This is a genomic window from Streptomyces sp. NPDC088910, assembly GCF_044749865.1.
GTDB lineage: Bacteria > Actinomycetota > Actinomycetes > Streptomycetales > Streptomycetaceae > Actinacidiphila.
Genome location: NZ_JBIVIV010000011.1, coordinates 1 through 12,603 on the forward strand (window position 1 = coordinate 1; position 12,603 = coordinate 12,603).

Below are 12,603 nucleotides of genomic sequence, written 5' to 3' on the forward strand. Positions count from 1 at the left end.
CCGGTCCGGCAACAACGGCTCGATTCGCGCCCACTGCGCGTCGCTTAACGGCACACCCGGACCAACGATCAGATGATCCGAACGAAACGGCCTAGTCGGCGGCCCGCGCGTGACGCGTGCGGGTGAGGGACTTCCGACGGTCGGGGGCCTCCACGGGGATCGCCCCGGCGGGGGCCCTCAGGGCGTAACGGGGGCGTCGGACGCGTCGCACCGGGAGGGCGCGGAAGACGGAGAGGACGCGGCAGAAGGAGGGGGCGGGGAAGCCGTTTCGGGAGGCGTGTCCCCCAGCAGATAGCGGGCTCCGGGGCCCGCCGCCCCCGCCGCGTCGTCGACGTTGTAGAGACCGCAGCGCGTCAGGGAGAGGCAGCCGCACCCGACGCAGCTGGTCAGCTTGGCCTTGAGGCGTCGCAGCTCGGCGATCTGGTCGTCGATGCGCTGCTCCCAGGACCGGGCCACGCCGTTCCATTCGGCGGTGGTGGGGACGTGGTCGACGGGGAGCCGGGCGAGGGACGCGCCGACCTCGTCGAGCGAGAGCCCGATGCGCTGGGCGGCGCGGATGAAGGCGAGCCGGCGCAGCGTGGAGCGGCGGTAGCGGCGCTGACCACCCGAGGTGCGTTCGGAGTGGATCAGCCCGAGGTCCTCGTAATAGCGCAGCGCTGAGGCGGCGATGCCGCTGCGGGCCGAAAGCTCGCCGATGGGCAGCAGGTCACGGGTGGAGAGGGTCACATCGGCCCAGCATACGCTTGACTTCAAGTCGGCTTGAAGTTGCAAGGTCGTCCCATGACGATGACGCACCGCACCGGGCCGTCCGGCCACTCAGAAGAGCCCGAGCGCTACGGGTACGACGACCTGCGCCACCTGATGTCGCGGATGACCGGCGACGAGAAGCACGACACCGCCGCCACGTCCACCCTCGACGTCCTGTGGGTGCTGTACGACCGGGTACTGCGGGTCGGGCCCGAGAGCGCCGACGCCCCGGACCGGGACCGCTTCCTGCTGTCGAAGGGCCACGGCCCGATGGCGTACTACGCCGTTCTCGCCGCCAAGGGCTTCATCCCGTACGAGTGGCTGGCCGGTTTCGGAACGTACGACTCCCCGCTCGGCCACCACCCGGACCGCACGCTCGTACCGGGCGTCGAGATCGGTTCCGGGTCGCTCGGGCACGGGCTCGGTCTGGGGGTGGGCAGCGCGCTGGGGCTGCGGGCCCAGGGGCTGGACGAACCGGCGGTATGGGTGCTCGTGGGCGACGCCGAGATGGACGAGGGCAGCAATCACGAGGCCGTGCAGTACGCGGGGGCGGTCGGCCTCGACCGGCTCCATGTCGTCGCGGTCGACAACGCCTCGGCCACGTACGGCTGGCCCGGCGGGCTGGCCTCGCGGTTCGCCGCCGAGGGCTGGTCCGCGGTGACCGTGGACGGCCGGGACCACGCCGCGCTGTACGAGGCGTTCACCGCGCCGCATCCGGGACGGCCGCACGCCGTGGTCGCCCGCGTCGAGCCGAAGTGACCGCCGGGTCCACGGGTGACGGCAAGCGACGTCACCCGAACGTCGACACCCGAGCGACAGCGGCCGAGACCGCGACCGACGCCGAGGCGGAGGCCGCCACTGCGACCGCGACCGCGGCTGAGGCTGAGGGCAGGCGAAGAAACGACATGACTGGGGATTCCATGGACACCATGCGGGAGCGGTTCGCCGCCGTCACCACCGAACTGCTCGACTCCGATCCGCGGCTGGCCGTCGTCCTCGCCGTGATCTCTTCAGACCGCTTCAGTGACGCCGCCCGCGCCCACCCCGACCGGGTGATCGACGTCGGGATCAGGGAGCAGTTGCTGGTCGGCGCGACGGGCGGACTGGCGCTCGCCGGGCTGCGGCCGATCGCGCACACCTTCGCGAGCTTCCTGACCGAGCGGGCCTTCGAGCAGGTCAAGCTCGACATCGGGCACCAGGGCGTGGGCGCGGTCCTGGTCAGCGCGGGGGCCTCGTACGACGTCGCCGCGGGCGGGCGTACGCATCAGGCGCCGGGCGACGTCGCGCTGCTCGACACGCTCGACGGCTGGACCGTCCATGTGCCGGGGCACCCCGACGAGGCCGACGCGCTGCTGCGGCACGCGGCGGCGGACGGCGACAGCCGCGTCTACGTACGGCTCAGCGATCACTCGAACGTGGCGCCGCGACCCGTCTCGCCCGGCCGCTTCCAGGTGCTGCGCGAAGGGCGCGCCGGGGTCGTCCTGGCCGTCGGGCCCATGCTGGACGCCGTCCTCGACGCGACGGCAGGGCGCGATGTGACGGTGCTGTACGCCTCGACGGTACGGCCGTTCGACGCGGCGACCGTACGGGAGGCGACCGCTCGGACCGATGCGGCCGACCTCGTCGTCGTGGAGCCCTACCTCACCGGTACGTCCTCGGCGCACGCCGCCGAGGCGCTGGCCGACGTCCCGCACCGCGTGCTCGCGCTCGGCACCCGCCGCGCCGAACTGCGTCACTACGGCACCTGGCAGGAGCATGTCGCCGGGCATGGCCTGGACGCGCGGTCGCTACGGGCCCGGATCGACGCGTTCCTGCGGGTCTGACCCGCGAGGGGACGTGGCGGAGGGCGGCACCGCCCGCCCGCGGACCGAGGCCGGAACCATACGACCGGGGCGCGGGCGGCAAGGCCGGGGACGCGGTCCGAATGCATGGAACTGAGGGCCGTTGACCCCGGCCGCGGTCGGAAAGTTCGGGGCCCCGTACCGCCCCGGCCGCGGTCGGGAAAGCCTCGGTGCCCGTACGCGCCCGGCCTCGGTCCCGGACCAGGTTCCGACTCCGGCTCCGGCTCCCGACTCCCGACTCCCGACTCCCGACCTAGAGTCGACTCGGCGAGAGCCCCTCAGGCCCCGTGCCCGCCGTCCGGCGCCGGTACGGCCCCCTGCCGCGGTACGCCCGCCGGGTGCGTCGGCTGCGCGGCGGCGGGCCCGCCCTCGAAAGCGCCAGCACTCGCCGGAGCAGCCGGACCGCCGGGAGCCCCGACAGCGCCCGGACCACCAGGCGCGCCCGGCCCCGGCGCGGGCGGCACCGCCCCCTTGCCGCTCCCCCCGGCGGCACCCCCGCCGGAGGCGCCCGGCTTCGGCGGCGCCGCAGAAGACCGCCCCACCTGCCGCCGCGCGTCCTCCGCGCTGTTCTGCGCGCCGAGCGAGCCGAAGTAGAAGCCGGAGACGGTGGCGAGGACGGTCATCAGCGAGGTGACGATGGTCTTGCGGAGGTCGCCGGAGTCGGCGCCCGAGGACAGCATCGCGACGGCCAGCGCGAAGGCGACGAGCGCGAGGATGAGGACGGCGATAACGCTGCGGGTCAGACCGCGGACGCCGCGCGGCTCGCGGAGGTCGCGCAGCAGGTCGCGTACCTCGTGGTCGCGGGCCGCGTCCTCGAGCAGCCGGTCGGTGATCTGCTGGCGCCAGGCCGTGGCCCGCCGCACATCCATGATCAGCGGTATCACCGCGACCGCTGCGACGGCCACGACCACCACCGAGATGAGGACGAGCGCGGAGCCGCCGTTGAGCCCGCTGATCGGCTCGGCCGCCGCGGCCGGCCCCCGGCCGGTCCCGGCATTCGCCGCCGCGACCTGAACGGTCGTGAAGTCCGTCATGGTGAAGCGCCCCCCTCGTCCGCACCACGGGTCCGCCCCCCGCGCCCCGGGCGGGCATGCTCCCAGCGCCGCCGTACGCCGGTCAAATCGGCAGGTACCGCCAACTCCCTTACGGCGGAAGGCAGTACGTCACCGCCGCGCCCGGCGCGGAGCCGACCCGCTCCCCCGGACAGGCCCTAGCCACGCGGGCCCTCATCTCAGGAGAATCATCCGTGACCGACCAGGCCACCGGCATGTCCCAACGCCGTTGGGGGCCGCGGAGCCTGGCGGCCGTACAGCCCGATACCGCCCCATACCCGTACAGCCGCATGCGATACAGCGGGCACACCACCAGCATCCTCATGAGGAGCAGCACGATGCGCGACGCGTCACAGTCCGGGGTAGTTCCGTACTACGAGGATGTGTCGCCCGGCACCGGCGCGCTCGCGCCGCGCGCGTGGTGGGCGGTGTCGGACGCGCGGCGGGTGAATCTCGGCGGCGCCTGGCGCTTCCGGCTGTCGGCGACGGCGGACGCGGAGGACGACTCCTTCGCCCAGCCGGGGTTCGACGCGACGCGCTGGGGCGCGGTGACGGTGCCGTCGCACTGGCCGCTCCAGGGGCACACCCATGAGCACGAGTACGGGCGGCCCGCGTACACCGACGTCCGTTTCCCGTTCCCGGTCGACCCGCCGCACGTGCCGACGGAGAATCCGACCGGTGACCATCTGCGCGCCTTCGACCTGCCGGACGACTGGCCGGGCGGCGCGGCGGTGGTGCGTTTCGACGGTGTCGACTCGTGCGCGCGGGTGTGGCTGAACGGGCAGGAGCTGGGGACCTTCAAGGGCAGCAGGCTGCCGGTGGAGTTCGAGGTCGGCGAACTGCTGCGCCCGCGCGGCAATGTGCTGGCGGTCCGGGTCCACCAGTGGTCGTCCGGAAGCTACTTGGAGGACCAGGACCAGTGGTGGCTGCCCGGCATCTTCCGCGATGTGACGCTGATCGAGCGGCCCGAGGGCGCGGTGACCGACTTCTTCGTGCACTGCGGCTACGACCACGCGAGCGGCACGGGCACGCTGCGGGTGGACTGCGAGCCGGGCGGGACGGTGACCGTACCGGAGTTGGGGCTCGACCTGGCGACCGGTGAGGAGGTGACGGTGCCGGTGGAGCCGTGGTCGGCGGAGGTACCGCGGCTGTACGACGCGGAGTTGGCGACCGAGGGCGAGCGGATACCGCTGCGGATCGGCTTCAGGACCGTCGCGGTGGAGGGCGGTGTGCTGAAGGTCAACGGCCGCCGGATTCTGCTGCGCGGGGTGAACCGGCACGAGTTCGACCCCGACCACGGCCGGGTGGTGGACGGCGAGACGATGCGCCGCGACCTGCTGCTGATGAAGCGTCACAACATCAACGCGGTCCGCACCAGCCACTATCCGCCGCATCCGGCCTTCCTCGATCTGTGCGACGAGCTGGGCATGTGGGTGATGGACGAGTGCGATCTGGAGACGCACGGTTTCGAGGTGGTCGGCTGGCGCGGCAACCCGGTCGCCGACGAGCGGTGGACGCCCGCGCTGCTGGACCGGGCCGCGCGGATGGTGGAGCGGGACAAGAACCATCCGTCGGTGGTGATGTGGTCGCTGGGCAACGAGTGCGGCACGGGCGCCGGGCTCTCCGCGATGGCGGACTGGATCAGGCGCCGTGACCCGGCCCGGCCGGTCCACTACGAGGGCGACCTCACCTGCGCCGACACCGACGTCTACTCCCGGATGTACGCCAACCACGCCGAGACCGAGCTGATCGGCCGCCGCGAGGAACCGCCGCTGGCGGACGCGGAGTTGGACAAGCACCGGCGCGAACTGCCTCTCATCCTCTGCGAGTACGCGCACGCGATGGGCAACGGGCCCGGCGGGCTCAGTGAGTACCAGCGGCTGTTCGAGGCGTACGAGCGCTGCCAGGGCGGTTTCGTCTGGGAGTGGATCGACCACGGGCTGCGGCAGCGCACCGCGGACGGGACGTCGTACTTCGCCTACGGGGGCGACTTCGGCGAGGAGGTGCACGACGGGAATTTCGTCTGCGACGGGCTGGTCTTCCCCGACCGCACGCCGTCACCGGGGCTGACCGAGTACAAGAAGGTCGTCGAGCCGGTGAGGATCGAGGGCGACGCGGAGCGCGGCACGGTCACGGTGACCAATCTGCACGACTTCACCGACCTGTCGTATCTGGCGTTCCGCTGGTCGTACGAGGTGGCGGGCGCGCGGAGCGACGCGGGCCGGTTCGAGGTGCCGTCGCTCGGCCCCGGGCAGAGCGCGGTGCTCGAATTGCCGCGGGCGGCGTGGACGGTGGGCCGCGGCGAGGGGTGGTGGACGGTGCGGGCGGTGCTCGCCGAGGACACCGCGTGGGCGCCGTCGGGTCACGAGGTGGCGTGGACGCAGTTCGCGGCCCCCGCGCCGGCGGACGCGGCCACCGCGCGCGTCGGCGATCCGCACTCCCCGCGGCTCGCCGAGGGCGGTCTGATCGTGCTGGGCCCCGGCGTCTTCGACGCGGCGGACGGCACGCTGCGCTATCTGGAGGGCGCGGCGGTCACCGGACCCGTGCTGGACGTGTGGCGTGCCCCGACCGACAACGACCGCGGCGCGGACTGGAATCCCGAGGGGCAACTGGACCGGCTGTGGCGGGAGTTGGGTCTCGACCGGATGCGGCACCGGATCGTCTCCGTGGCCGTCGGCGGTGACGCGCTCACCGTCACCACCCGGGTCGCCCCGGCCTCCTCCGACCTGGCGCTGCGTACCGTCTACACCTGGACGGCCACCGGGGACCGGCTGCGCCTGGGCGTCGAGGTCACGCCCGAGGGCGACTGGACGCTGCCGCTCCCCCGGCTCGGGGTACGGCTCGGCCTGTGCCAGACCCTGGACCGCGTCGAGTGGTACGGCGGCGGGCCCGGCGAGGCGTACCCCGACACGCGCGCCGCGTCCCGGATCGGCCGGTACACCGGCACCGTGGACGGGCTCCAGACGCCGTACGTACGCCCCCAGGAGAACGGCGCACGCGCGGACGTGCGGTGGGCGCGGCTGCGCCGCGCGGACGGCACCGGGCTGCACGTGGAGGGCGAGCCGCCGTTCTGGTTCACCGCCCGTCCGTGGAGCACCGGGGAACTCGACCGGGCCACGCACACCCACGAGTTGACGCGTTCCGAGGTGCTGTGGGTGCACCTCGACCACGCGCTGCACGGCATGGGCAGCGCGGCCTGCGGCCCCGACGTACTCCCCCGGCACCAACTGCGCGCGGCGCCCGCCGCCTTCGCGTTCACCTTCATGAGCCTGCCCGCCGCCGCTGACCCCGAGGAGCCCGCGGACCTCCCGCTTCTGGAGACCGAGTGACCACCGCGATACGCCCGTTCAGGCCGGAGGACCTGCCCGCGCTGTACGACATCTGCCTGCGCACGGCTGACGCGGGCGGGGACGCGAGCGCGCGGTATCCGGAGCGGGACCACGAGTTGCTGGGGGCGATCTTCGCGGCGCCGTACGCCGTGCTGGAGCCGGAGGCGGCCTTCGTGCTGGACGACGGGCACGGCCGGGCGGTCGGTTACGTGCTGGGCACCGGTGACACGGCGGCCTTCGTCGAGCGCTTCCGCGACGAGTGGCTGCCGACGGTCGCGGACCGCTTCCCCGAGCCGGCCGGGGAGCCGGGGACGCCGAGCGAGGCGCTGGCCGTGCTGCTGCACCACCCGGAACGGATGGCGCAGCAGCCGGAGTTGGCCGCGTATCCGGCGCATCTGCACATCGATGTGCTGCCGGACTTCCAACGCGGCGGCCACGGGCGGGCGTTGATGGAGGCGTTCCTCGGCGCCCTGGCCGCCAGGGGCGTACCGGCGGTGCATCTGGGGATGCTCACCGCCAACGCTCCCGCGCGGGCCTTCTACGACCGGCTCGGCTTCCACGAGATCGCGGTGCCGGACGCCGGGGAGCTGACCTACTTGGGCCGCGCCACCTCGTAGTCGCCGCTGTCCGTACGACCGGCGTCCTCGGAATCGGAGCCAGAGCCGGGCCCGGCCTCGGAGCCGGAAGCGGACTCGGACCCGGACTCGGCCGCCGCGTCCCCGTCCACGCTTCCGGCGGCCTCGGGAGCCTCGGCGGTCTCCGACCCGTCCGGTGCGTTGATCCGCTCGGTCCCCTCCGCGTGCTCCGGCCGCGCGGGCCAGCCGCCCGCGGGCGGCATGGCGACGGCCCGCCACCACCAGTCCTCGGGCTGTTCGTCGGCGGGCTCGAAGGGCGCGCCGGGCCGCGGGGTGGCGATCTTCGCCCCGGTCTCGCGCGCGGCGGCGACGCTGCCCTCGGCGGGCACCGCCCACGAGTGCATGGCCAGGTTGAAGGTGGCCCAGTGGATCGGCAGCATCGTGCCCGCGGGCGTGCCGCCCGACAGGTCGCTGTGCGCCAGCAGCCCCTCGGCCGGGGTCATGTGGATGTCGGGCCAGTACTCGCTGTAGGCGCCGATCTGGATCATCGTGGCGTCGAACGGGCCGTGCTGCGCGCCGATGTCCGCGAAGCCGGGGAAGTAGCCGGTGTCGCCGCTGTGGTAGATGCGGTGGGTGCCGTCGGTGACGGCCCAGGACGCCCACAGGGTCTGCTGGCGACCGCGCAGGCCGCGTCCGCAGAAGTGCCGGGCCGGGGTGGCGGTCAGGGTGAGCCCCGCGATCTCCGTGGACTCGTTCCAGTCCAGCTCGCGCAGCCGCTCGGGCGGTACGCCCCAGTGCTCCAGGTGCGCGCCGACGCCCAGCGGCACCGCGAAGACGGCGTCGCTGCGGACCAGCGCGACGATGGAGGGCATGTCCAGGTGGTCGTAGTGGTCGTGCGAGATGACGACCGCGTCCAGGCCGGTCAGCGACTCCAGCGGGACCGGCGCGGGGTGCACGCGCTTGGGGCCCGCGAAGGCGAAGGGCGAACAGCGCTCGCCCCACACCGGGTCGAACAGCACGCGCCTGCCGCCGATCTCGGCGAGCACCGTGGAGTGGCCCATCCAGGTCAGCCGCAGCCCGGAGGCGGGCGGGCGCGCGATGTCGGCGAGCGTGGTGGGGTGCAGGGGCACCGGCCCCGCGGGCTTGCGCGGCTGCCTGGCCTCCTTGCGGAAACTGGCCGGAAGCGCCTTGAACATACTGCCGCTGGGGACGCTGCGGGCGCCGACGGGGTTGACGAAGGCGCCGTCCGCGTAATTCGGTGAGGAAAGGATGCGTTCCAGCCGGGCGCCCGTGGGGTCCGCGCCGAACGACGGGGGGCGCATCTTCACGAGGCGGGACGGCTGTCGGCCGGCGCCGGTCACGGGTCCTCCAGAGCAGATGACGACGAGCGGCGGGGTCCCGCCACCACCCATTATGCGGCGGTCCGCCGCGCCCGCCGGGGCGCCGAGGCCCCGGGCCGGGCCGCCTTCACCGGTTCTCCCCCGTCCCCGGTGTCACATCTGCCGTCATATCCGCTTACGGTGGCCCGGCCGCCGCGACGGCCGTTTCGCGTCACTCCCCCGGTTCGCCGCTCCCGCCGTCGGCCAAGGCCCCGCCGCCCGACACGCCCCCGCCGCCGGCCAGCGCCCCGCCGCCCGACACGTCCCCGTCCCGATCCCCGTCACCGAAGGCCAGCGACACGTGGTCGCGGACCGGCCGGAACCCCAGATGCCGGTACAGCGCGTTGCTGACCGGATTGGCGAGGTCGGCGAAGAGCACGACATCGCGGGCGCCCGCGTCGAGCGCGGCGCGCGAGACGGCCGCGGTGGCGCCGCCCGCGTACCCGTGGCCCCGGTGCGCGGGCGGGGTGTAGACGGCGACCACCCGGACGGTGCCCGACGGGTCCGCCGCGTCGGCGGCCCTCCCGGCCATCGCGACGGGCTCGCCGTCCCGCTCCCACAAGGTGCGTCCGCCGAGCGCGATGGCGTCGTCCATGGCCCGCTCGTCGTCCACGGGCGGCTCGCCGATGTCGACGGTGAAGGCGCGGTGCCAGCGCAGCAGCAGCTCGCGGTCGGCGGGGCCCGCGACCCTGGCGCGGCCGGGCGGCGCGGGGCTGCGCGGGGTGAGGTCCCCGAGCCGGTAGAGCCGCGTGGCGCGCTCGACCGTGACCTCGGCGCCGGTCCTCGCGGCCCAGGCCGCGCCGAACGCCTCGGCGCTCTCGCGCTCGCCGCGCACCCCGCCAGGGGCCTCGCCGGGCCAGACCTCGGCCAGCTCACCGGCCGCGGACGGCGGGCCGCCGGTCAGCAGCGGCGGCTGCGGCGGCGTACGGAGGAAGGCCGCGGCGACCGCGGCGCCGGGTTCGGGGCGCCACCAGCCGAACAGCGGCGGCTGCCCGCCGTACGCGTCGAGCCCGCGGCGGCGCAGCGCGGCGGTGACGGTGACCGGCACCGAATTCTCCACCGGGCGCTCCCGCAGGAACGGTCCCGCCTCGGTCTCGAACGCGGTCAGGTCCGCGGTGATCGTCCAGCTCATCGGCCCATGGTGGCCCCGCGCCCGGGCCGCGCGCACGCCGTTTTCCGGCGTCGGCCGCGCGGGGCGCTCACGGCGTCAGCAGCCCCCGGCGCTCCAGCAGCGGCTCGGTGCGCGGCGGCCGGCCGCGGAAGGCGGCGAAGGCCGCCATCGGGTCGACGCTGCCGCCCCTGGAGAGCAGCGCGCGGCGGAAGGTGTCGCCGTTGGCGCGGCGCAGGCCGCCGTTGTCCTCGAACCAGGTGACGGTGTCGGCGTCCAGGACCTCGCTCCAGATGTAGGAGTAGTAGCCCGCGCTGTACTGGCTGGCGAAGATGTGCTGGAAGTACGTCGTCCGGTAGCGCGGCGGGATCGCGGGGTGGGCCAGTCCCGCCTTCTTGAGCGCCGCCGCCTCGAACGCCAGCGCGTCGCCGGGGTCGGTGCCCGCGGGCAGGGTGTGCCAGGCCCAGTCGAGCAGGGCGGCGGCGAGGTATTCGACGGTGGTGAAGCCCTGTCCGAACCGGGCGGCGTCCCGCATGCGTTGGACGACATTGGCGGGCATCGGCTCGCCCGTCTCGTGGTGGACGGCGTAGCGCTCCAGGACCGAGGGCCACAGCGACCACATCTCGTTGACCTGGGAGGGGTATTCGACGAAGTCGCTCGGCACGCTGGTGCCGGAGAAGTACGGGTAGCGGACGGCGGAGAACAGACCGTGCAGCGCGTGCCCGAACTCGTGGAAGAGCGTGTCGACCTGACTGAACGTCAGCAGCGCGGGCTCGCCCGCCGCGGGCTTGGCGATGTTGTGGTTGTTGACCACCACCGGTCGCTTGCCCAGCAGTTCCGACTGGCTGACCAGGGAATTCATCCAGGCCCCGCCGCGCTTGGACGCGCGGGCGAAGAAGTCGCCGAGGAAGAGGCCGAGGGGGCTGCCGTCGGCGTCGAAGACCTCGAAGACCCGGACGTCGGGGTGGTAGCCGACCAGGTCGGGGCGTTCGGTGACGGTGATGCCGTAGACCTCGTGGGCGGCGTGGAAGACCCCGTCGTGCAGCACCTTGTCGAGCGCGAAGTACGGGCGCAGCGCGGCCTCGTCGATGTCGTGGCGCTCCTTGCGGACCTTCTCCGCGTAGTACGACCAGTCCCACGCCTCGACGGGTCCGCCCGCCAGTTCCGCGAGGGCGTCCGCCTCGCGCTCGGCGTTGGCCAGAGCGGGCGGCACCAGGCGGTCGAGCAGGTCGGTGACGGCCTGCGGGGTGCCCGCGGTGCGGTCGGCGACGACGTACGCGGCGTGGCTGGGGTAACCGAGCAGCGCGGCGCGTTCGGCCCGCAGGGTGGCGATGGTGACGGCGAGCGGGCCGTTGGTGTCCTGGGCGCGGTTCAGGGACGCGGTGAGCAGGCGGCGGCGCACGTCGCGGTCGTCCAGCGAGCCGAGTTCGAGCTGGTTCGAGAAGTTGCGCAGGCTCAGTACGTAGGAGCCGTCGTGGCCGAGCGCGGTGCCGTTCTCGGCCGCGGCGGCGATCGCGCCCGCGGACAGGCCGGAGAGCTGGGCGGGGTCGTCGAGGACGAGGGCGGCGGCCTTGCTGGCGGCGACGATGTTCTGGCCGAAGGCGGTGGAGGCGGCGGCGATCTCGGCGTTCAGCTCGCGCAGCCGTCGCTGGCCGTCCGCGTCCAGCTCCGCGCCGGAGCGCTGGAAGGCGGTGCGGTAGCGCTCCAGCAGGCGCAGCGACTCGGCGTCGAGGCCGAGGGAGTCGCGGGTGTCGTACAGCGACGTGATCCGGGCGTAGAGGCCGGGGTTGAGGCGGACGGCGTCGGTGTGCGCGGCGAGCAGCGGGCTGATCCGTGACTCGGTCTCCTGCACGGCGGGGGTGATGTGCGCGGACGCCTGGTTGAAGAAGGCGGCGCTCACCCGGGCGAGCAGCGCGCCCGAACGCTCCAGCGCGACGAGGGTGTTCTCGAAGGTCGCGGGCTCCGGGTCGGCCGCGATGGCCTCGACCTCCGCGAGGTGCTCCGCCAGGCCCTGCTCGAAGGCGGGCAGGTAGTGCTCGTCCCTGATGTCGGCGAACGGCGGCAGCTCGTACGGCAGCGGACTCGGGCTGAGGAACGGATTCGTCGTCACCCCGTCGACCCTACGCGGCGCCCTGCCCGCCGTCAGGCCGTGACGAGCGCTCGCGCGGATCGTGAAAAGCGCCCGCACAGGTCACTGACCTGTGCGGGCGCCGATGTGATGCCGGTACGGCGGTGGGACGGTGATGTGCTGCCGGTACGACGGTGGGACTGCGGTGCCGTGCGGCTACGGTCCCGGTGTCAGCCGCCACTCTTGCGACGGAATTCCCGCTGTCCTCCGGCCTTGCCGTGCGCGCCATGGATCTTGGACTGGTTGTTGCCGCCCGAGGCGGATCCCTTGCGCGCGCTCTGCTTGCGCTCCAGTGCCTCGCGGAACTTCCGCTTCACCTCGTCCTCGTCCGGCGCCTGCGCCTCGGCGTCCGAATCGGTCTCCGGTTCCGCCGCGGCGTCCTGCGGTGCTGCTTCAGCGGCCACGGTGGCCTCCTGCTCTTGGTCGGTCATGCCACCAGAGTCG

10 protein-coding genes are annotated in these 12,603 nt (G+C 73.7%); 4 read left to right on the forward strand and 6 right to left on the reverse strand.

Annotated elements, in window-relative coordinates; translation table 11 throughout:
• Window positions 1–177 precede the first annotated feature (177 nt).
• On the reverse strand, window positions 178–726 hold the full coding sequence (soxR, locus tag ACIP4Z_RS24040; RefSeq protein ID WP_401311312.1) for a redox-sensitive transcriptional activator SoxR: 549 nt from the start codon (window positions 724–726) through the stop codon (window positions 178–180).
• Between the two features lie 60 nt (window positions 727–786).
• Here soxR and ACIP4Z_RS24045 point away from each other — a divergent pair, with 60 nt between their 5' ends.
• Window positions 787–1,506 carry a transketolase gene (locus ACIP4Z_RS24045; RefSeq protein WP_401311774.1) on the forward strand — a complete coding sequence of 240 codons (720 nt, stop codon included), beginning with the start codon at window positions 787–789 and terminating at the stop codon, window positions 1,504–1,506.
• A 161-nt stretch (window positions 1,507–1,667) separates the two neighbouring features.
• Window positions 1,668–2,570: a transketolase C-terminal domain-containing protein gene (locus ACIP4Z_RS24050; protein WP_355342876.1), complete on the forward strand. Its 903-nt coding sequence runs from the start codon at window positions 1,668–1,670 to the stop codon at window positions 2,568–2,570.
• 296 nt (window positions 2,571–2,866) lie between these two features.
• On the opposite strand, the gene ACIP4Z_RS24055 is transcribed toward ACIP4Z_RS24050, so the two are convergent.
• Entirely contained in the window at window positions 2,867–3,622 is a 756-nt protein-coding gene (locus ACIP4Z_RS24055; protein WP_401311315.1) for a hypothetical protein, read from the reverse strand.
• A gap of 356 nt (window positions 3,623–3,978) precedes the next feature.
• Here ACIP4Z_RS24055 and ACIP4Z_RS24060 point away from each other — a divergent pair, with 356 nt between their 5' ends.
• Together ACIP4Z_RS24060 and ACIP4Z_RS24065 are read left to right on the forward strand one after the other, a co-directional pair.
• Window positions 3,979–6,969 (forward strand): glycoside hydrolase family 2 TIM barrel-domain containing protein, encoded by a 2,991-nt coding sequence (locus ACIP4Z_RS24060; protein WP_401311318.1) that lies wholly within the window; start codon window positions 3,979–3,981, stop codon window positions 6,967–6,969.
• Complete coding sequence (locus tag ACIP4Z_RS24065; RefSeq protein ID WP_401311321.1) at window positions 6,966–7,586, forward strand: GNAT family N-acetyltransferase; 621 nt, start codon at window positions 6,966–6,968, stop codon at window positions 7,584–7,586. The genes ACIP4Z_RS24060 and ACIP4Z_RS24065 overlap by 4 nt, the downstream gene beginning before the upstream one ends.
• On the opposite strand, the gene ACIP4Z_RS24070 is transcribed toward ACIP4Z_RS24065, so the two are convergent.
• From ACIP4Z_RS24070 to ACIP4Z_RS24085, 4 genes are all read right to left on the reverse strand, one after another.
• A complete protein-coding gene (locus ACIP4Z_RS24070; RefSeq protein WP_401311323.1) occupies window positions 7,562–8,905 on the reverse strand; it encodes an MBL fold metallo-hydrolase in 1,344 nt (447 codons plus the stop codon). The two genes, ACIP4Z_RS24065 and ACIP4Z_RS24070, sit on opposite strands and share 25 nt — an antisense overlap.
• A gap of 190 nt (window positions 8,906–9,095) precedes the next feature.
• Window positions 9,096–10,055 (reverse strand): GNAT family N-acetyltransferase, encoded by a 960-nt coding sequence (locus ACIP4Z_RS24075; protein ID WP_401311326.1) that lies wholly within the window; start codon window positions 10,053–10,055, stop codon window positions 9,096–9,098.
• A 67-nt stretch (window positions 10,056–10,122) separates the two neighbouring features.
• Complete coding sequence (locus tag ACIP4Z_RS24080) at window positions 10,123–12,141, reverse strand: M3 family metallopeptidase (protein ID WP_401311329.1); 2,019 nt, start codon at window positions 12,139–12,141, stop codon at window positions 10,123–10,125.
• A gap of 188 nt (window positions 12,142–12,329) precedes the next feature.
• Window positions 12,330–12,590 carry a DUF5302 domain-containing protein gene (locus ACIP4Z_RS24085; RefSeq protein ID WP_355342836.1) on the reverse strand — a complete coding sequence of 87 codons (261 nt, stop codon included), beginning with the start codon at window positions 12,588–12,590 and terminating at the stop codon, window positions 12,330–12,332.
• Window positions 12,591–12,603 lie beyond the last annotated feature (13 nt).